The organism is Rhizobium sp. RU36D (genome assembly GCF_900176345.1).
Classification (GTDB): domain Bacteria; phylum Pseudomonadota; class Alphaproteobacteria; order Rhizobiales; family Rhizobiaceae; genus Allorhizobium.
This window is the reverse complement of record NZ_FWXU01000003.1, coordinates 70153-87492: the sequence shown is the minus strand read 5'-3', so window position 1 is coordinate 87492 and position 17340 is coordinate 70153. Positions and strand designations below refer to the sequence as shown.

Sequence of the window (17340 nt, the reverse complement as noted above, 5' to 3'; positions counted from 1 at the left end):
ACGGGCGGGTAGAACCGAGACAAATGCGCGCGCCCCGGTGTTTTGACCGCCAGTTGATTTGCCTTGAAACGAGGCTCAGCGTATCTGAAGGCGTTTGCCGGAATTGAGCGGCGCAGGAAGGTATTTTATGAAGACGGTACGGGTTGTTCTCTGGGTGGCCGTTCTGGCCTTGGCTGGTGTTTTGGGCTGGCTTACTCTCACCATCACGCAAAGCAAGCAGCAGGTGGCGGATGCGCCCTTCGGCGTTCCGTTCGAACTGGTGGACCAGACCGGAAAGCCGATTACCGAGCAGGCCTTCCGCGGCAAGCCGACCGCGCTGTTCTTTGGTTTCACCCATTGCCCGGAAGTTTGCCCGACGACCCTGTTCGAACTGGATGGCTGGCTGAAGTCAGTCGATCCCTCGGGCACCGGCCTGCAGGCCTATTTCGTCACTGTCGACCCGGAACGCGATACGCCTGAGCTCTTGGGGCGTTACATTTCCAATGTGACTGACCGGGTGAAGGGCATTGCTGGCGATCCCGCAAAGATCGCGGAGGTTATCAAGGGCTTCAAGGTCTATGCCAAGAAGATCCCGACGGACGAAAAGGATCCGAACGGCGACTACACCATGGACCACACCGCCTCGGTCTTCCTCTTGGATGCGCAAGGGCGGTTCAAGGGCACCATTTCCTATGGTGAGAATACCGATGTCGCGCAGCAGAAGCTGGCGAACCTGCTGAAGGGCTGAACCTTTCTCGGCGTTTCTGCTTGCGGGGCTCATGGTTCGGCATTGCAAGGCCATGGCTTGCGTTGTACCCAAACGGCAAAGCAGGCGCGAGCCGCGATGCCGCGCCAAGACCCGCAATCGAAATCGAAAGCCCGACCGTGAGTGAAATCCGCTTATATGTGACGACAGGTGAAAAAGAGGCGACCCGGATCCTCGACGCCATGACCGAGGAGGCGGACTTCGAGGAGTTTGCCGTCGCCACCACCGAGATCGACGAGAAGAACAATGTCTGGGAGGCATCGGTCTATTGTCTCGCAGATGACGAGGGCGATGTCGGCGCGCTGTTCCAGGCCACGGTATCAGGGCTTTACCCGGATTTGGTCGTGGCGCGCGAAGTGATCCCGGATATCGACTGGATCGCCAAGTCACTTGAGGGCTTGAAGCCCGTGCGGGCAGGGCGGTTCCTGGTCCATGGGTCCCACGACCGAGACAAGGTGGCGATCAACGACCTTGCCATGGAAATCGAGGCCGGCCAGGCTTTCGGAACCGGCCATCATGGGACGACGGCCGGCTGCCTTGAGATGATCGAGCAGGTGGTTCGGTCGCGCACGGTCACCAATGCGCTGGATCTCGGGACCGGCAGCGGCGTGCTGGCGATCGGGGTGCGCAAACTTATCAGGGTGCCGGTGCTGGCCACGGATATCGATCCGGTGGCAACGCGGGTCGCGCGGGAGAATGCGCGTCGCAACGGGATTTCCGAGGGCATTGCATTCGAGACGGCACCCGGCTTCCACTCGCCGGCCTTTGGCAAGCATGGTCCGTTCGACCTGATCATTGCCAATATCCTGGCGCGGCCGCTGATGAAGATGGCGCCGCAACTCGTGTCGCATCTGACACCGCGTGGCACGGTGATCCTATCAGGCATCCTGGCGGAGCAGCGCTGGAAGGTGCTGGCCGCTTACAATGGTGTCGGCATGCGCCACATCCGCACCATCTGGCGCAATGGCTGGGTCACGATCCATCTCGGATAAAGGACGCGGGTGCCGATATTGCGATGCAGCGTTGCATCAAAAGCATAACTCAGGCTTTGTGAGACAAAACAAAAGGCGGCATCGGTGATGCCGCCTTTTGTGTGTCAAATCCGCGAGCCCATGGGAGGAGTGCGCTCAAGCGGATTTGGTACTGAACTGACCGCCGACAGAGGGAGAGAATGTCGACGCGGCCAATCCGTTCAGAAAATGTAAGCCGCGGTGCCCTTGCGGCGCAGTTCTTCGCGCGTCAGGCCCATGGAAGCCAGGGTCTTGTCGTCAAGGTTCATCAGCGCGCCGTTGACATAGCGGTTGGCCTGGCGTTCGCGGGCTTCGATTACGCGGTTATAGGCATTGCGGAAAATCGAGTTTGCCATGGAAGTGATCCTTTGGTTCCGAGGTCAATTTTGCCCCCGTTCGTGATTATGAATATAGGCGTTATCGCCGATTTAGGCAGAGGGCTTCCTACATGGGTGTCATGCACTGAATGCAATACTCAGGGGTTTTGCCATCCAAATTTTGTCGAAATGCCTATCTGGCAGGCATGGGGTAAAGGCATTTGCCTTTTGCGATGCAGCATCGTTCTGCCAGTGTGGTCCGCAGATAATAAGCGCGACTCGGATTTTGTCGGTCAGAATGGCGCTCGGGAGTGTCGGCTGCTATAGCTCGCTCATTGATGACAGATAGCAGGCGGTTCGATGTTTCAATCCTTTGAGGTCACTTCCACGCCCCAGTTCGGCCGTTCAAGGCTCGAGGCGCTCAGGGCGCAGTTCGATGCACTCGGCATCGATGGATTCCTGGTGCCGCGTGCCGACGAATACCAGGGCGAATATGTGCCGGCGTCGTCGGAGCGTCTGTCCTGGTTGACGGGTTTCACCGGCTCCGCGGGTGTCGCCCTTGTCATGCGCAACCAGGCGATCGTCTTCGTCGATGGACGCTATGTGACGCAGGTCGCCGAGCAGGTCGATCTGGAGGTGTTTACCCCGGGCGATCTCGTAGGCGAGCCGCCGCACAGATGGATTGCCGCACACGCGACCAAAGGTTTCCGTCTCGGGCTTGACCCGTGGCTGCATACCGGTGCCGAAATCCGCCGGCTGGAGAAGGCTTTGGCTGAGAAGGACGGTGCGCTGGTGCAACTGGCCGCCAACCCGCTCGATGCCATCTGGAGTGACAGGCCGCAGGAGCCGCTGGGGGCGGTGACGATCCAGACCGAAAGCTATGCCGGCCGCCTGGCAAAGGAAAAGATCGCGGAAATTGCCGCGGATCTGGCAGAGCGCAACCTCAAGGCCGCCCTGGTCACCGACCCGTCGTCGGTCGCCTGGATCTTCAATATCCGTGGCGCGGATGTGCCGCACACGCCCCATCCCCTCGCGAGGGCCATCATACTGGCTGACGGCTCCGCGGACATCTTTCTCGACAAGCGCAAGACCGGCATCGAGGCCGAGGCCTATCTGGGACAGCTCGGTGTGCAGCGGGAACCGCAGGCGCTTTCCGATCGGCTGGCTGCCCTGTCGGCGGGCGGCGGGCGGATCCTCGTCGATCCGGACCTGACGCCTTTTGCGCTGTCGGAGCTCATCCGTCGCGAAGGCGGCGTCGTCGTGGAAGGCAATGACCCAGCCAAGCTGCCACGCGCGGTGAAGAATAGCGTGGAGCTGAACGGGTCGGCGGCGGCGCATCTGCAGGATGGCGTGGCCATGGTGGAGTTCCTGCACTGGCTCGACCAGCAGCATCCCGGCAGCATTACCGAAATCGATGCGGCGCGGGCGCTGGAAGCAGCACGCGCCCGGGTCGGCGAGCGGATGCAGAATCCGCTCAAGGATATTTCCTTCGATACGATTTCCGGCGCCGGACCGCATGCGGCCATCATGCATTACCGGGTGACGACCGAAAGCGACCGGCCGATCAAGGGCGGGGAGCTGTTCCTGATCGATTCCGGAGCGCAATATGTCAACGGAACCACAGACATCACCCGGACGGTGGCCATCGGCGCGGTGCCGGAGGAGCAGAAACGGTTCTTCACACTGGTGCTCAAGGGCATGATTGCGATCAGCACGGCGCGTTTCCCAAGGGGCACCCGCGGCTGCGATCTCGATCCGCTGGCGCGCATCGCCTTGTGGAAGGCAGGCGCCGACTTTGCCCATGGCACAGGCCACGGCGTCGGTTCCTATCTGTCGGTCCATGAAGGGCCACAGCGGATTTCGCGGCTGTCGACGCAGGAGCTGCTTCCCGGCATGATCCTGTCCAATGAGCCCGGCTATTACCGGCCCGGCGCCTTCGGTATCCGCATCGAGAATCTCGTCTATGTGCGGGAACTGGAGCCGGTCGAGGGCGGCGATATGCCGATGATGTCCTTTGGCACGCTAACCTTCGTGCCGATCGACCGGTATCTCGTCGTGACCGATCTTCTGACTCGCGAGGAAATCCGCTGGCTCGACGCCTATCACCAGAAGGTGCGTGAGGAACTGATGCCGCTGCTGCACGGGCATGAGGTCCGGGCCTGGCTGGAGCGTGCGACCCAGCCCTTCGACTGACTGATACCGTCAGCCTAGATAGGCGCGGGCGATGGCAAGAGTAATCCATCCGGCCACGAGCATCGGTATGCCCGTGGTGCGGAAGGCGACCAGAAACGCGACCGCCATGGCGATCTGCATATCGAGCCCGCCGTAAAAGAAGGCGGGAGCGACAAGGGTCGTCAGAACCGCGGCAGGAACGGCGTTCAGCGCCGCCTCAAGGCGCGGCGGCACGGATTTCATGCGCGAAATCAGGAGATGGCCGGATATACGCGTCAGATAGGTTGCGACCGCGCCGGCGAGGATCGTCAGGACGATCTTGAGGTCATAGAGTTCGCTCACGCCTTTGCCTCCTTCTCGACTGCCTCTTGCTCCTTCTTGGGCGGTAAGAGGGCCGCCAGCGCAATGCCGGCGAAGGCGCCGATGCTGACATGCCAGGGCGATCCCACGAAATGCATGGCGGCGACCGACACGGTGGCGCTGACAGCCACAATCGGCATGAAATTGCTGCGCTGGCGGAAGCCGAGGACCAAACCCATGAAATAGATCGGCATGAGGACATCAATGCCGAGCGCCTTGGGATCGCCGATCAACTGGCCAAACATCGCGCCGACGGCCGTCATGCCGACCCAGGAGCAATAGATGACGGCGCCAAGCCCGATATACCAGGTGAAGGTGACCGGTTTGCCGCTTTCGCTGCGCGTAAGCGACAGAGCGAATTGCGGATCGGTGAGCAGGAAGAAAGACAGGTAGCGCTGAAACGGAGAGAAGCTCGCAAAGAGAGGACTGGCCGCCGCCGAATAGAGGATATGCCGGAAGTTCACCGCAAAAACCGACAGGACGATCAGCCATGCCGGAACGGAGTGGTTGAACAATTCGATGCCGACAAGCTGGCTTGCCCCGGCGAAGATCGTCGCGCTCATCAGGATCGCCTCGATCACCGACTGGCCGTTGCCGACGGCCAGGGCGCCGAACAGGACGGCCATGGGAACCGTGGAAACGAGGATCGGCAGGCTGGCGCGTGCGCCCTCTAGGAAAACAGTACGCATGATGCTCTTTCTTTCGCAGCCACCCGGATTACGGTGCGTTGCCAGAATCGACAATTCAATTTCACTGATGGGTCGATTGAAACGGGTGAAGCGCCACAGATCGAGGGGGAGGCAATCGTGATGCTGTCTGATTTCACGAAAGAAGAAATGGCGGACCTGATCGATCGCGCCAGAGCATTTCTGCAAATGGAGTTCGACCTCACGGCAGGGCGGTTCGAGGTCGAGGCGCTAATCGCCTTCTTCGCGGAGGAAGTGGGCGTGCGCGCCTACAACAAGGGGCTTGCCGATGCGCAGGCCGTACTGATGGCGAAGGTCGATGACATCAACGATGCTATCTATCAGCTTGAGCGGCAGCCAAAGTCCTGATTCTGATCAGGCCTTCTTCGGCCTGACCTGGAAGGTGTGCTCCGGGCCGGGGAAGGCGCGGGCCTTCACCTCGGCGGCGTAGCTCTCCACGGCTTGGTCGATCGTCACCGCGAGTTCCGCATAATGCTTGACGAAGCGCGGCTTGAAGTCGTTGAACAGGCCCAGCATGTCATCAGACACGAGGATCTGCCCGTCGCAGGCTGGCGATGCGCCGATGCCGATCGTGGGCACGGACAGGGCTGCGGTGATCTCCCGCGCCAGCGGCTCGACGGTTCCTTCAATCACCATGGCAAAGGCGCCGGCGCGAGCAACGGCGGCGGCATCATTGCGGATCTTGTCGGCCTCGACGGTGTCATGGCCCTGCGAGCGATAGCCGCCATGGGTGTTGACCTGCTGCGGCATCAGGCCGACATGGGCGAGCACGGGCACGCCCCGGTCCGTCAGGAAGGCGATGGTGTCGGCCATTTCAGCGCCGCCCTCAAGCTTGACCGCGTCGCAGCCGGTTTCCTTCATGATGCGGGCGGCCGTCCGAAAGGCCTGTTCACGGCTTTCCTGATAGCTGCCGAATGGAAGATCGACGACGACGCAGGCGCGGGATACGCCGCGCATGACGGCCTGGCCATGGGCGATCATCATCTCGACAGTGACACCAACAGTGGTTTCCAGCCCATAGAGGACCATGCCCAGGCTGTCGCCGACCAGGAGAAGATCGCAATGCCGGTCGAAGATGCGCGCCGTCGGCGTGGTATAGGCGGTGAGCGAGACGATCGGACGCTCGCCTTTGAGCGCGGTGACATTCGCCGGCGTCAAACGCTTCTGGCGGGGTGGTGTACTCATCTCAGGCAGCCTCCATGTCCTTGCTTGCCGTCTGCGCCTTGCCGATGACCCTGTTGTCCAGCAGCCGGGTCTTGCCGATGCGGATGAACAGCAGCACGAGGATCGGACCCGTGGCCGATGGCATCGGCTCCAGGGTATCGGGGTGGCAGATGGCGACGATCTCGGCCATTGCCAGCGGTTCGCTGGCAATGAAAGCCCGGACGGCTTTTTCGAGTTCGGCGATGTCGGTCATGCCGGCGCTGACCAGCCGTTCCGCTTCATCAAGGGCGCGCGGCACGATCACGGCCGCCGCCCGTTCCTGTTCTGAAAGATAGACATTGCGCGAGGAGCAGGCGAGGCCATCTGCCTCACGCACTGTGGGCACCGGCACGACGCGCACTGGCTGGGCGAGGTCCTCGACCATGCGCCTGATGATCGCCACCTGCTGGTAATCCTTCTCGCCGAAATAGGCGGAATCCGGCTGGACGATGTTGAACAGCTTCGTCACAACAGTCGCGACGCCGGCAAAATGTCCGGGGCGCGCTTCGCCTTCCAGTTGCGAGCCCAGCGTTGGTACATCGACCACCGTCTGCATCGGGCGCGGATACATATCAGTGACCTCAGGCGCGAACAGAAAGTCGACACCGGCCGCTTCCAGCATGGCGCTGTCGCGCGGGAGGTCGCGGGGATAGCGCGCGAGGTCCTCATTGGCGCCAAACTGCAGGGGATTGACGAAAATCGAGACGACGGTAACCGCGTTTTCGGCTTTGGCCCGTGCAACGAGCTGCATGTGACCCTGATGCAGGTAGCCCATGGTCGGGACAAAGCCGATGGTGCGGCCCTGGAGCCGCGACGGCTGCAGCTTGCGACGCAGTTCCTCGATCGATGTCACCGTCTCCATTTCCGGCTCCTCCTCCAGGACATGGTGCGGGCCGGTCGGGTCGCGGCCGCTGGCCGGTCCCCTAGCGCGGATGGCAGGCGAATGCAATCGCGTCCGATCGGACTATGCGCCTGCCTTGAGCAGGTCGGTGCTTTGGGTCACTGCAATTCCGGCTGCCTTCATCTCGGCAATGGCGCGGATGACGCCGGCCGGATCGATGCCACGGGATCCATCCTCGATGAAGCGGACCCTGACGCCCGGAAGCATCTCGACGGCATCGAGCGCGGAAAACTTGACGCAGTAATCCGTGGCAAGGCCCATGACATCTAGCTCGCGCACGTCGCGGGATGCCAGGTAGCCGGCGAGGCCCGTCAGAGCCGAGCGGTCATTGTCGCGAAAGGCGGAATAGCTGTCGACGGCGGGATTTTCGCCCTTGCGCTGCACGTGGTCGATACGCTTCGTGTCCAAACCGGGATGGAATTCGGCGTCGCCGGTGCCCTGGACGCAATGGTCGGGCCACAGCACCTGGGGCTTGCCTGACAGTTCGCCCATGTCGAAGGGTTTCGCGCCGGGATGGCTTGAGGCGAAGCTGCCGTGTCCGGGCGGATGCCAATCCTGCGAGGCGACCACCAGATCATACTGTCCCGATGCCATCAGCGCGTTGGCCACCGGCACCACCTCATCGCCTTGCGCCACCGGCAGATTTCCACCGGGGCAGAATCCGTTCTGAATATCGATGACAAGTAGGGCCTTGGTCATGAAATCTCCTGGGCTGTCATGGTCCTAACATTGCAAGCCCTGTTGCTGCGATCAAGAGCGCAAGCGCTTACCCGCAGACATTGGCCGCGCCGGCTGCGCCATGCGGAACTTTCGCACGAGTTGAAAGTTTAATCCTCAAATGAACGAGGAGACTCCCATGAAAAACTTCATCAAACCCGTCTTTGTCGCCGGTCTGGCGTCGATCATGTCGCTCACCTCGATGTTGCCGGCCGCCGCGGCGCCGTTGCCGGTCGTGAAGGTGCAGCAGGCATCAGACGTCGAGCAGGTTCAGTATCGCCGCCACTGGGATGATCGTCGTGGCTGGCATCGCGGTCACCGCGGCTATCGGGATTATCGTCCGGGCTATCGTCGCCACAATGATGGCTGGTGGTATCCGTTGGCTGCCTTCGGTGCCGGTGCCATTATCGGTGGCGCGATCGCTGCTCCGCCGCGCGCCTATTCCGGCGGCAATGCCCATGTGCAGTGGTGCGCAAACCGCTACCGGACCTATCGCGCCTACGACAATACCTATGTGCCGCGTGCCGGCGTTCGCGCCCAGTGCATGTCGCCCTACCGGTAATTTTCAACATACACTTTTCGAAAGGCGGCGCTGTGCCGCCTTTTTTCGTTGCGGTGTCGATTTTATTGGAAGTTGACTGCCGTCGGTGTTGGCGCCACAGAGCAGCACAGCGACCCGTTCGTTTGGATCGGGTTTATAGGCCCCTGATAGCAGGGCCGCAAAGGCGGCGGCGCCGCCTGGCTCAAGCACCATGCGTAAGGTGTTCCAGCAGGCGATCTGGGCATCCCGGATTGCCTGGTCGGTGACCAGCACCGATTGCCCAACATGCTGTCTGGCGATCTCGAACACCCGCCCACCGACCTGTTTCGGGGCAAGCGAATCCGCCGCAATGCCCTCCGTCGGTGCGTCGACCGGGTGGCCTGCCTGCAGCGCCATATGCAGCGTTGGCGCGCCTTCAGGCTCCACGGCGACAATCTTGATGCGGCTCTGGTACCAGGCGGAGACGCCTCCGATCAGCCCGCCGCCGCCGACCGCAACCAGCAGGGTGGTGATCTCAGGCAGTTGCTCTTCGATTTCACGCCCCAGCGTGCCCTGGCCGAGCAATGTGGTCACGTCATCGAAGGCATGTATGGGACGCGCGCCCGTTTTTCTGGCGAACTCTTCGCTTACCGCAAGGGCATCGGCATAGCGTTCACCGCCGACAACCAGTTCCGCGCCATAGCTGCGGATGCGGTCGAGCTTGGCGGGTGAGGTGATGGACGGCACGAAGATGGTGGCCGCCACACCCAGCTTCTGGGCAGCATAGGCAACCGCGGCGCCGTGATTGCCTCCGGAGGCGGCCACGACACCGGCATCCGGCACGGCCTCGCCCAGCAGGCCCGAAAAAGCCCCGCGCACCTTGAACGATCCCGAATGCTGCAGGCATTCCAGCTTCAGATCGACCGGCATCGGCTCCATGCCGAAATCGGCAAGATTGACCGACAGCACCGGCGTCTGCCGGACAAAGGGAATGATGCGGCTCGCCGTCTCCGCGATGCGTTCCGGCGTGATCGAGATGTCATTGGTCATGGAAATTCCTATTGCTTTCACCGCAGCCTTTTAGACGCGGATGGTGTCTGTGCCGGTCGGAGGGCGCGAGACGATTTTTTCGTTCAGCCCGGCACCGCCGGGACGTCACGACGCAGGTCGGGCTCGTCGTGAATGAAGGTAATGTTGAGCGACGCGTTGATCTCATCTTCGGGGCGGGGTGGGGCGTCTGGCAGCGTTTTTAGCAGGGCGATGCTCTCGTCGTCCAGTCGCACGCCAATCTCGGCGATGCGCTGGCTCAGCACAGCGAAGCGTCCAGGCGACAGGGCGAAATGCACCGTGGCGGCAATGTTGGAGAACAGGCTGTGGTTGCTGACCCAGCCGCCGGCGGCAGAGATGGCGTCATTGATATCAGCCATCACCTGGTGGCGGTTGTGCCGGGTCACGCCTGACAACATCACGATTTTCAATCGCATCTCGACCCGCCCCCTCTTTGTCCTCATGGCCCTAGCGGACCAAGCCTAGCTTACTTGATGAGTCGACATTGAAAAGCGATTTGAGCATTCGCGCCGCGAGGCGGAACATTTTCGGATGTCAGGCGTTTGTTCGGCTAATCATCCGTTTCCCATCGCGGAAGCCTCATCACGTAAATATTCAGGATATTGATATGGCTATCATATTGACCGCACTCGTTTTCGGCCTGCTGGGCCTCGTGCTCGGCATAGGCGGCGGTCAGTTGGTGATGCTCGGTGGAAGTCCCTATTATCTGGTCGCCGGCATTGTCTTTCTGGCGACCGGCGTTTTGCTGTTCATGCGCAGGCCGCAGGCCTTGATGCTCTACGGCATCTTCATCGTGGCCAGCCTGGCCTGGGCGATCTGGGAAGTTGGTTTCGATTGGTGGCAACTCGGCACGCGCGGCGGACTGGTGGTGCTTGCCGGAATCTGGCTGATGACTCCCTGGATACGCCGCCCTCTGGGCTTTGTCGGCGTCACGGGCAACCGCTATCCGGCGCGGCCATGGCCTGTCGCAATCCCGGTGCTTCTGGCGGTCGTCGTTGCCGGCTATTCCCTGAGCTTCGACAGCTATGACAAGGTCGGCGCCCTGCCGACGGAGAAAGTCACTGACGTGGTCAGCTATGGCGGCAACGTGCCCGATGGCGAATGGCATCAGTATGGCCGCACGCCCTATGGCCAGCGCTATTCGCCGCTCACCCAGATCACCGTCGACAATGTCGATCAGTTGCAGGAGGCCTGGCGCTACCAGACAGGCGACGTGAAGCTGCCGGAGGATGTCGGCGAGACCACCTATCAGGTCACACCGCTCAAAGTGGGAAACACGCTCTATCTCTGCACGCCGCATAACTGGGCAATCGCCATCGATGCCGCGACCGGCAAGGAGAAATGGAAATACGATCCCAATGCGGGCCTCAATCCTGACCGTCAGCACCAGACTTGCCGCGGCGTGACTTACTATGCCGATCCGGCTGCCACTGCTGGTGCCGCCTGCGCGACCAGGGTCTACCTGCCGACATCGGATGCGCGTCTGATTGCGCTCGACGCGCAAAACGGATCGGTCTGCGAGAGCTTCGCCGATCGCGGCACGCTGCGCCTCGAGCAGGGCATGCCCTACAATCCCGCCGGCTATTACTATTCCACGTCGCCGCCTGTGATCGCTGCCGGGAAGATTATCATCGGCGGTGCGGTCAATGACAACTACTCGGTCAAGTCGCAGTCGGGTGTCATCCGCGCCTTCGACGTCAATAGCGGTGCATTGATCTGGAACTGGGATTCGGGCAATCCGACCCAGACGGCGCCACTGCCGGAGGGCCAGACTTATTCCGCGAACTCCCCGAATAGCTGGTCGGTGTTTTCGGTCGATGAGCAGTTGGGGCTTGTCTACATTCCACTGGGCAATCAGGTCCCGGACCAGATCGGCATCGGCCGCAGCGAGAGTGTCGAAAAATATTCGTCCTCGATCGTCGCGCTCGATATCAACACCGGCGCTGATCGCTGGGTTCGCCAGACGGTTCATCACGATCTCTGGGACATGGACGTGCCGGCCCAGCCCGTCTTGCTTGATATCACGCGGTATGGCGCGGTCGTGCCGGCGCTCGTCGGGCCGACCAAACAGGGCGACATCTATGTTCTCGACCGCCGCACCGGCGATCCACTCATTCCCGTTACCGAACAGCCGGCACCGGGCGGCGCGATCGAGGACGATTTCGCTGCTCCGACGCAGCCGCTGTCGGGCTTGAGCTTCCGTCCGCCCAAGATGGAAGAACGCAACATGTGGGGCGTCTCGCTGATCGACCAGATGCTGTGCCGCATCCAGTTCCGTCAGTTGAGATATGAAGGCCAGTATACGCCGCCGTCATTGCAGGGGACGCTGGTCTATCCCGGCAACTTCGGAACCTTCAACTGGGGTTCGGTCGCCGTCGATCCGGAGCGGCAGGTCATGTTTGGGATGCCTACTTATCTCGCTTTCACGTCGAAGCTCGTTCCGCGCGACCAGATCCCGCCGAAGTCCGCCGATCAGAAGGCGAGCGAGCAGGGGCTGAACAGGAATGAAGGGGCGGCCTATGGCGTCTATATGGGGCCGTTCCTGTCGCCGCTCGGCATTCCCTGCCAGGCGCCGCCATGGGGCACGGTCGCCGGCGCAGATCTTCGGACGGGCGAGATCACCTATCAGCACCGCAACGGCACCATCTACGACATGACGCCGCTGCCGCTTCCGATCAAGGTCGGGGTTCCCGGCATCGGCGGGCCGATGATCACCAAGGGCGGTGTCGTCTTCCTGGGCGCCGCGGTGGACAACTACCTGCGTGCCTACGACCTCACCACCGGCAAGGAATTGTGGAAGTCGCGACTGCCGGCCGGCGGGCAGGCGACGCCCATGACCTATTCGCTGGATGACGGCAAGCAATATGTCGTCATGGTGGCCGGCGGACACGGCTCTGTTGGCACCAAGCCCGGTGACTTTGTGATCGCCTACAAGCTGCCTTAGCCCCGCCCGCATTCGAAGTTACGAGGAGAGGGTCCCTGGGCACCGATTCGGTGCTCGGGGACAGTCTCGTTCGGACCTTTGTTCTTCTTGGCCGAGACTGATGCATGCCTGCGGTGGAGCGATCGGAGACAACATCTCTCCTGAAGTCAACCGATCGTTAACCATCGCCATCCTATTGAAGAGACTCACAGTCAGGATGGTGCACATGTCAGATGTAACAAGCGGGCAGGAAGCCCGGTCCGTAGTCAGTTTCTTCCCCCTTGCCTGGCGGCAGGATCTCGTCAAACGCTCGGCCATCGCGCTCGACAATCATCACGGAAATGCAGCAATCGACTTCTGGCGGAATACCTGCCGGGACCTGGGTGCCGAACTGATCGCCCGCGGCTGCCCCGAAGAAGAAATGCGCCTGCAAATTCTCGATTTCCAGGCCGCCGTCCAGGTTGAACTCCTGGAAATGCACCGGGCAGAATTGGCCCGCGGCTGAGACCGCAGGCCGTTCATCTTCTCATCGTCAGGCGACAAGCGCCTGTTCGTTCTGCCGCATGCGCCGCTCAGCGCGGCTTGCAGGCTTGGCCGCCAGACGGTAGCCCGCGAGCCGCGCAATCGGCGCGAGCGCGGTGCACAAGACTTTCTGCGCCCATACCGGCGGGCCGGAAATGTAAAGGTGATCGCGAAAAGCGTTGAGCGCGAGCGCGATCGGCAGCAGCTTCACCGAGCCATCCGGCTTGAAATAGGCAGGATATTCCGATGTCCAGCGCGCCAGATTCAGGAAGAAGCGCAGATGCTCCTGGGCATTGACAAAGGTGACTGTCAGGTGGGTTTCCCCGTCAAAGGCGTTGCGGAAGAAATGGCTGGCACCCTTCGGGACCGTGATCGACTGTCCGGCCACCGCCACGTGTTCTTGCCCGTCGATCATCACCATGACGCAGCCGCTGTTGACGGTGAAGATCTCGTCGGTTTCCGGATGGATGTGGGCGATGGCATTGCCGCCACCGGAACCGCCCTTGCCGAGCACGACATCCATACGGCTTGATATCGTTCCCTCATAGGGATGGGTGAAGACGAACGTCTCCTTGTTGTAAGGATTGAGAATACGGGTATTGGCTGGCACAAGCGCTTTGCGCATGGCGTCTCTCCTGGTCTATGTTGAACGTGTGATGAGCCTGCAAACACGTTTTGCGGGCAGTGACAGCCATGTATTCTCGAAGCGTTTTACGTTCAAACACCGTTTTTGCCGCCACGTTCACCGGATTTGCATAACCGATCATGGACCCCGCCAACGTTGACGATTTGCGCTATTTGCTCGCGGTGGCCGAGACGGGCTCGACACTGCAGGCATCGAAAGTTCTAAAGGTAAGCCAGAGCACCGTTTCGCGACGGATCGCCGCTTTGGAGGATAGCCTGAGGGTGCAACTCTTCGACAAGCGCCGGACCGGTTATGACCTGACGGAGGCGGGCGCCGCGCTCATCGGGCCGGCGGAGGCCGTGCGCGACGCTATGGCGGCTTTCTCTCGGGCTGTCGGCAGTCTTTCGCGGGAGATTTCGGGTGTCGTACGCTTCACCACCAATGATGTCTTGGCGGGCCTCATGCTGCCGGATCTGATCATACGGTTGAGGGAGGCCTAACCTCAGGTGCGCCTTGAAGTGGATACCAGCAACGTGTTGCGCGACCTGGCCGGCGGCGAGGCCGATGTCGCATTGCGCGCCGCGCCGGCGCCAACCGAGGCCGGGCTGGTCGGCCTGAAAGTGGTAGAGGATCACTGGAGCCTCTATTGCTCGCGCGCCTATGCCGAGCGTCACGGATGTCCGCGCAGCGTCGAGGATCTGTCCGATCATTCGCTGATTGGAATCGATACGCATGCCCGTGGCAGGCCGATTTTCGATTGGGCCAGCCGGCATTTTCCGCCGGAGACGCTGCTGCTGCGACAGAATACGGTGCCTGCGGCTTTCGCGAGCGTCCGCAACGGCTTAGGGGTGGGGTTCTATTCCGAATTCATTGCGGCCGGTGATCCCGAGCTGGTGCTATGCTTCCGTCCGCCCGTAGCGCCGGCGGCTGAAATCTGGCTGGTCACCCACGAGCGCATGCGCAACGTTCCCCGCGTTCGCGCCGTCGTGGACGTGTTGAAGACGCTGGTGAAGGAGCGCGTTGCCGCAACTGTGAACACATAGGCTTGCTGCCTGATCGTTCGTCCGGCGATCCATCGTGGATCTTGATGCGTTATGCGCCTGTGTTCACCAGCCGCCCGGATTGCCATGCCTGCCTGCCGAAACCTCATCTTCATTCTGGGCGACCAGCTCTCTCACTCGATCTCCAGCCTTGAAGGGGCCGATCCGGCACGCGATGTCATCCTGATGTGCGAGGTGGCCGAGGAAACGACCTATGTGCGCCATCATCGCAAGAAGATCGTCCTGATCCTCTCGGCCATGCGCCATTTCGCTGAGGAATTGCGCGCCGAAGGCTATGAGGTGCGGTATGTCAGGCTCGATGATGCCAACAATTCAGGCTCCTTCACCGGAGAGTTGGAACGGGCGATCAAGGCGCTTAAGCCGCAGCACCTGATCGTCACCGAGCCTGGCGAATGGCGGGTGCTGGACGCGATGCGGTCCTGGGAGACGACCTACAAGCTCCCTGTCGATATCCGCCCGGACGGCCGGTTTCTCTGCTCCCACAAGGACTTCCAGGCGTGGGCGGAAGGACGGCGGGAACTGACGATGGAGTTCTTCTATCGCGAGATGCGGCGGCGCACAGGTCTCTTGATGGATGGCGCGCAGCCGGTCGGCGGGCGCTGGAACTACGATGCCGAGAACCGCAAGCCGGCCAAACCCGATCTCTTCCGGCCTCCACGGCCAAGTTTTCCGCCTGACAGCATCACGAAGGAAGTCATGGACCTGGTTGATGCGCGGTTCCCCGATCATATGGGCAAGGCGGCAGGCTTCAACTTTCCGGTCACGCGGGATGAGGCACAGCGCGCGGCGGACAGCTTCCTTGCTTCGTTTCTTCCGCAGTTCGGCGAAACCCAGGATGCCATGCTGAAGGGAGACCCGTTCCTCAACCACGCGCTTCTGTCCTTTTCGATCAATCTCGGTCTGCTCGATCCCTTGGCACTCTGTTGGGCCGCCGAGCGCGAATATTTCGAGGGTCGCGCGCCGCTGAATGCGGTCGAGGGCTTCATCCGGCAGATCATCGGCTGGCGGGAATATGTGCGCGGCGTCTACTGGCTGTTCATGCCCGAATACGCCAGGCGCAATTATCTCGGGTCCAGCAGACCGCTGCCGTCCTTCTTCTGGACCGCCGAAACCAAGATGGCCTGCCTTGCCACGGTGATCGGCGAGACGATCGACAATGCCTATGCCCACCATATCCAGCGGCTGATGGTGACGGGCAATTTCGCCATGTTGGCAGGCCTTGATCCGCATGCGCTGCATGAATGGTATCTGGAGGTCTATGCGGATGCGTTCGAATGGGTGGAAATGCCGAATGTGATCGGCATGAGCCAGTTCGCCGATGGCGGGCTGCTTGGTTCCAAGCCCTATGCGGCCAGTGGTGCCTATATCTCGCGCATGTCCGACTATTGCGACGGCTGCCGTTATGACGTGCGAAAGAAGAGCGGGGAGGGGGCGTGCCCCTTCAACGCGCTCTATTGGGACTTTCTCGACCGTAATGGTGAGAAGCTGCGCGGCAACCGGCGCCTTGCGCAGCCCTATGCGACCTGGCTCCGGATGGAGGAGGGGCAGAGGGAGACCTATAGGCGCAGTGCGCAGGCCTTCCTGGCAAAGCTCGACGCCGGAGAGGTCGTCTGACGTTTCCGCACAAGGCAAGGAGTGGCCCATGCCGGGCAAGATGATGCGTAAGGAAAATCTGCCGACCAAGACCTGCGCCGCCTGCGGAAGGCCCTTCGCCTGGCGCAAGAAATGGGCGAGGGATTGGGACAATGTCCGCTTTTGCTCCGACCGCTGCCGCGGGCAAAAGGCGGGGAAAGGTCCTGGCAAGGGCTGACGAAGCTGTTGGCAAGGGCGCCGACAGGTTGCGCTTTGCGCGGCAACTCCGTTAAGAACCGCGCTGTTCAAGAAGCGATCGGTGACCCCTTGGCCAAACTGCATTTCATCTATGCCACCATGAATGCTGGCAAATCTACGCTCCTGCTCCAGGCGGCCTATAATTACCAGGAACGGGGCATGCGCATTGCCAAGTTCATCAGCGCTCTCGACAACCGGGCGGGCAAGGGTTTTATCGGCTCGCGGATCGGGCTTCGGGCCGAGGCCGATGCCTTCGGGCCGGACGAGGACCTCTACGACGCAATCTCACGTGACCATGCCAATGGGCCGCTTTCCTGCGTGTTCGTCGACGAAGCGCAGTTTCTAACGACCGAGCAGGTTTGGCAACTGGCCCGGATTGTCGATGCGCTTGACATCCCTGTCATGGCCTATGGTTTGCGCACGGATTTTCGCGGCGAGCTGTTTCCGGGTTCCCGCGGGCTACTCGCCGTCGCCGACGAACTGACCGAAGCCCGCTCCATCTGCCATTGCGGCCGTAAGGCCACCATGGTGGTGCGCATGGGCGAGGATGGAAAGGCGCTGAAGGACGGCGCACAGGTGATGATCGGCGGCAACGAAACCTACACCTCGCTCTGCCGCCGCCACTGGCGCGTGGCGATGGAAATGGAGTAGGCGTTAGC

General features: G+C 61.5%; 21 protein-coding genes. 12 read left to right on the top strand and 9 right to left on the bottom strand.

Going from position 1 to position 17340, the window contains the following annotated elements:
* Positions 1-127 precede the first annotated feature (127 nt).
* Both B9A97_RS05015 and B9A97_RS05010 read left to right on the top strand, forming a co-directional pair.
* Positions 128-727 (top strand): SCO family protein, encoded by a 600-nt coding sequence (locus B9A97_RS05015; RefSeq protein ID WP_084363936.1) that lies wholly within the window; start codon positions 128-130, stop codon positions 725-727.
* A 137-nt stretch (positions 728-864) separates the two neighbouring features.
* On the top strand, positions 865-1737 hold the full coding sequence (locus B9A97_RS05010) for a 50S ribosomal protein L11 methyltransferase (protein WP_084364150.1): 873 nt from the start codon (positions 865-867) through the stop codon (positions 1735-1737).
* A 200-nt stretch (positions 1738-1937) separates the two neighbouring features.
* Here the strand turns inward: B9A97_RS05010 and B9A97_RS29715 are convergent, their stop codons facing one another.
* The gene (locus B9A97_RS29715; RefSeq protein ID WP_179145223.1) at positions 1938-2111 is read right to left on the bottom strand and encodes a hypothetical protein; all 174 of its coding nucleotides are present in this window, start codon (positions 2109-2111) and stop codon (positions 1938-1940) included.
* A gap of 321 nt (positions 2112-2432) precedes the next feature.
* Here B9A97_RS29715 and B9A97_RS05005 point away from each other — a divergent pair, with 321 nt between their 5' ends.
* Positions 2433-4265, top strand: a complete 1833-nt coding sequence (locus B9A97_RS05005; RefSeq protein ID WP_084363935.1) for an aminopeptidase P family protein — start codon at positions 2433-2435, stop codon at positions 4263-4265.
* Between the two features lie 9 nt (positions 4266-4274).
* Here B9A97_RS05005 and B9A97_RS05000 read toward each other — a convergent pair whose 3' ends face one another.
* Positions 4275-4586 (bottom strand): AzlD family protein, encoded by a 312-nt coding sequence (locus B9A97_RS05000; protein WP_084363934.1) that lies wholly within the window; start codon positions 4584-4586, stop codon positions 4275-4277.
* A complete protein-coding gene (locus B9A97_RS04995) occupies positions 4583-5293 on the bottom strand; it encodes an AzlC family ABC transporter permease (protein WP_143530331.1) in 711 nt (236 codons plus the stop codon). The genes B9A97_RS05000 and B9A97_RS04995 overlap by 4 nt, the downstream gene beginning before the upstream one ends.
* A gap of 120 nt (positions 5294-5413) precedes the next feature.
* Here B9A97_RS04995 and B9A97_RS04990 point away from each other — a divergent pair, with 120 nt between their 5' ends.
* The gene (locus B9A97_RS04990; protein ID WP_084363933.1) at positions 5414-5659 is read left to right on the top strand and encodes a DUF2164 domain-containing protein; all 246 of its coding nucleotides are present in this window, start codon (positions 5414-5416) and stop codon (positions 5657-5659) included.
* 6 nt (positions 5660-5665) lie between these two features.
* Here the strand turns inward: B9A97_RS04990 and panB are convergent, their stop codons facing one another.
* From panB to pncA, 3 genes are all read right to left on the bottom strand, one after another.
* Positions 5666-6496, bottom strand: coding sequence for a 3-methyl-2-oxobutanoate hydroxymethyltransferase (panB, locus tag B9A97_RS04985; protein WP_084363932.1), 831 nt, complete (start codon positions 6494-6496; stop codon positions 5666-5668).
* Position 6497: 1 nt separating this feature from the next.
* A complete protein-coding gene (panC, locus tag B9A97_RS04980; protein ID WP_084363931.1) occupies positions 6498-7376 on the bottom strand; it encodes a pantoate--beta-alanine ligase in 879 nt (292 codons plus the stop codon).
* 102 nt (positions 7377-7478) lie between these two features.
* A complete protein-coding gene (gene pncA / locus B9A97_RS04975; RefSeq protein ID WP_084363930.1) occupies positions 7479-8114 on the bottom strand; it encodes a bifunctional nicotinamidase/pyrazinamidase in 636 nt (211 codons plus the stop codon).
* A 157-nt stretch (positions 8115-8271) separates the two neighbouring features.
* Here pncA and B9A97_RS04970 point away from each other — a divergent pair, with 157 nt between their 5' ends.
* Complete coding sequence (locus tag B9A97_RS04970) at positions 8272-8694, top strand: BA14K family protein (protein WP_143530330.1); 423 nt, start codon at positions 8272-8274, stop codon at positions 8692-8694.
* Between the two features lie 3 nt (positions 8695-8697).
* Here B9A97_RS04970 and B9A97_RS04965 read toward each other — a convergent pair whose 3' ends face one another.
* On the bottom strand, positions 8698-9702 hold the full coding sequence (locus tag B9A97_RS04965; RefSeq protein WP_084363929.1) for a threonine/serine dehydratase: 1005 nt from the start codon (positions 9700-9702) through the stop codon (positions 8698-8700).
* Positions 9703-9785: 83 nt separating this feature from the next.
* Positions 9786-10136 (bottom strand): hypothetical protein, encoded by a 351-nt coding sequence (locus tag B9A97_RS04960; RefSeq protein WP_084363928.1) that lies wholly within the window; start codon positions 10134-10136, stop codon positions 9786-9788.
* A gap of 191 nt (positions 10137-10327) precedes the next feature.
* Here B9A97_RS04960 and B9A97_RS04955 point away from each other — a divergent pair, with 191 nt between their 5' ends.
* Positions 10328-12664 carry a glucose/quinate/shikimate family membrane-bound PQQ-dependent dehydrogenase gene (locus B9A97_RS04955; protein ID WP_084363927.1) on the top strand — a complete coding sequence of 779 codons (2337 nt, stop codon included), beginning with the start codon at positions 10328-10330 and terminating at the stop codon, positions 12662-12664.
* A gap of 205 nt (positions 12665-12869) precedes the next feature.
* Positions 12870-13148 carry a DUF6074 family protein gene (locus B9A97_RS04950; RefSeq protein WP_084363926.1) on the top strand — a complete coding sequence of 93 codons (279 nt, stop codon included), beginning with the start codon at positions 12870-12872 and terminating at the stop codon, positions 13146-13148.
* Between the two features lie 27 nt (positions 13149-13175).
* On the opposite strand, the gene B9A97_RS04945 is transcribed toward B9A97_RS04950, so the two are convergent.
* Entirely contained in the window at positions 13176-13790 is a 615-nt protein-coding gene (locus tag B9A97_RS04945; protein ID WP_084363925.1) for a cupin domain-containing protein, read from the bottom strand.
* 140 nt (positions 13791-13930) lie between these two features.
* On the opposite strand from B9A97_RS04945, the gene B9A97_RS04940 reads away from it, so the two are divergent.
* From B9A97_RS04940 to B9A97_RS04920, 5 genes are all read left to right on the top strand, one after another.
* Positions 13931-14290 carry a LysR family transcriptional regulator gene (locus tag B9A97_RS04940; RefSeq protein WP_084363924.1) on the top strand — a complete coding sequence of 120 codons (360 nt, stop codon included), beginning with the start codon at positions 13931-13933 and terminating at the stop codon, positions 14288-14290.
* A gap of 6 nt (positions 14291-14296) precedes the next feature.
* Positions 14297-14833, top strand: a complete 537-nt coding sequence (locus B9A97_RS04935; protein ID WP_084363923.1) for a LysR substrate-binding domain-containing protein — start codon at positions 14297-14299, stop codon at positions 14831-14833.
* Between the two features lie 51 nt (positions 14834-14884).
* Positions 14885-16465 carry a cryptochrome/photolyase family protein gene (locus B9A97_RS04930; RefSeq protein WP_244564132.1) on the top strand — a complete coding sequence of 527 codons (1581 nt, stop codon included), beginning with the start codon at positions 14885-14887 and terminating at the stop codon, positions 16463-16465.
* Between the two features lie 28 nt (positions 16466-16493).
* Positions 16494-16661: a DUF2256 domain-containing protein gene (locus tag B9A97_RS04925; RefSeq protein WP_084363921.1), complete on the top strand. Its 168-nt coding sequence runs from the start codon at positions 16494-16496 to the stop codon at positions 16659-16661.
* A gap of 89 nt (positions 16662-16750) precedes the next feature.
* Positions 16751-17332 carry a thymidine kinase gene (locus B9A97_RS04920; RefSeq protein WP_084364147.1) on the top strand — a complete coding sequence of 194 codons (582 nt, stop codon included), beginning with the start codon at positions 16751-16753 and terminating at the stop codon, positions 17330-17332.
* Positions 17333-17340: the final 8 nt, after the last annotated feature.

Coding starts and splice junctions, on each gene's coding strand:
- panB (WP_084363932.1), bottom strand. CDS start 6,496: ATGAGTACACCACCCCGCCAGAAGCGTTTGACGCCGGCGAATGTCACC.
- B9A97_RS04930 (WP_244564132.1), top strand. CDS start 14,885: ATGCGCCTGTGTTCACCAGCCGCCCGGATTGCCATGCCTGCCTGCCGA.
- B9A97_RS04925 (WP_084363921.1), top strand. CDS start 16,494: ATGCCGGGCAAGATGATGCGTAAGGAAAATCTGCCGACCAAGACCTGC.
- pncA (WP_084363930.1), bottom strand. CDS start 8,114: ATGACCAAGGCCCTACTTGTCATCGATATTCAGAACGGATTCTGCCCC.
- B9A97_RS04960 (WP_084363928.1), bottom strand. CDS start 10,136: ATGCGATTGAAAATCGTGATGTTGTCAGGCGTGACCCGGCACAACCGC.
- B9A97_RS05005 (WP_084363935.1), top strand. CDS start 2,433: ATGTTTCAATCCTTTGAGGTCACTTCCACGCCCCAGTTCGGCCGTTCA.
- B9A97_RS04945 (WP_084363925.1), bottom strand. CDS start 13,790: ATGCGCAAAGCGCTTGTGCCAGCCAATACCCGTATTCTCAATCCTTAC.
- B9A97_RS05015 (WP_084363936.1), top strand. CDS start 128: ATGAAGACGGTACGGGTTGTTCTCTGGGTGGCCGTTCTGGCCTTGGCT.
- B9A97_RS04990 (WP_084363933.1), top strand. CDS start 5,414: ATGCTGTCTGATTTCACGAAAGAAGAAATGGCGGACCTGATCGATCGC.
- B9A97_RS04950 (WP_084363926.1), top strand. CDS start 12,870: ATGTCAGATGTAACAAGCGGGCAGGAAGCCCGGTCCGTAGTCAGTTTC.
- B9A97_RS29715 (WP_179145223.1), bottom strand. CDS start 2,111: ATGGCAAACTCGATTTTCCGCAATGCCTATAACCGCGTAATCGAAGCC.
- B9A97_RS04940 (WP_084363924.1), top strand. CDS start 13,931: ATGGACCCCGCCAACGTTGACGATTTGCGCTATTTGCTCGCGGTGGCC.
- B9A97_RS04995 (WP_143530331.1), bottom strand. CDS start 5,293: ATGCGTACTGTTTTCCTAGAGGGCGCACGCGCCAGCCTGCCGATCCTC.
- B9A97_RS04955 (WP_084363927.1), top strand. CDS start 10,328: ATGGCTATCATATTGACCGCACTCGTTTTCGGCCTGCTGGGCCTCGTG.
- B9A97_RS04965 (WP_084363929.1), bottom strand. CDS start 9,702: ATGACCAATGACATCTCGATCACGCCGGAACGCATCGCGGAGACGGCG.
- panC (WP_084363931.1), bottom strand. CDS start 7,376: ATGGAGACGGTGACATCGATCGAGGAACTGCGTCGCAAGCTGCAGCCG.
- B9A97_RS04970 (WP_143530330.1), top strand. CDS start 8,272: ATGAAAAACTTCATCAAACCCGTCTTTGTCGCCGGTCTGGCGTCGATC.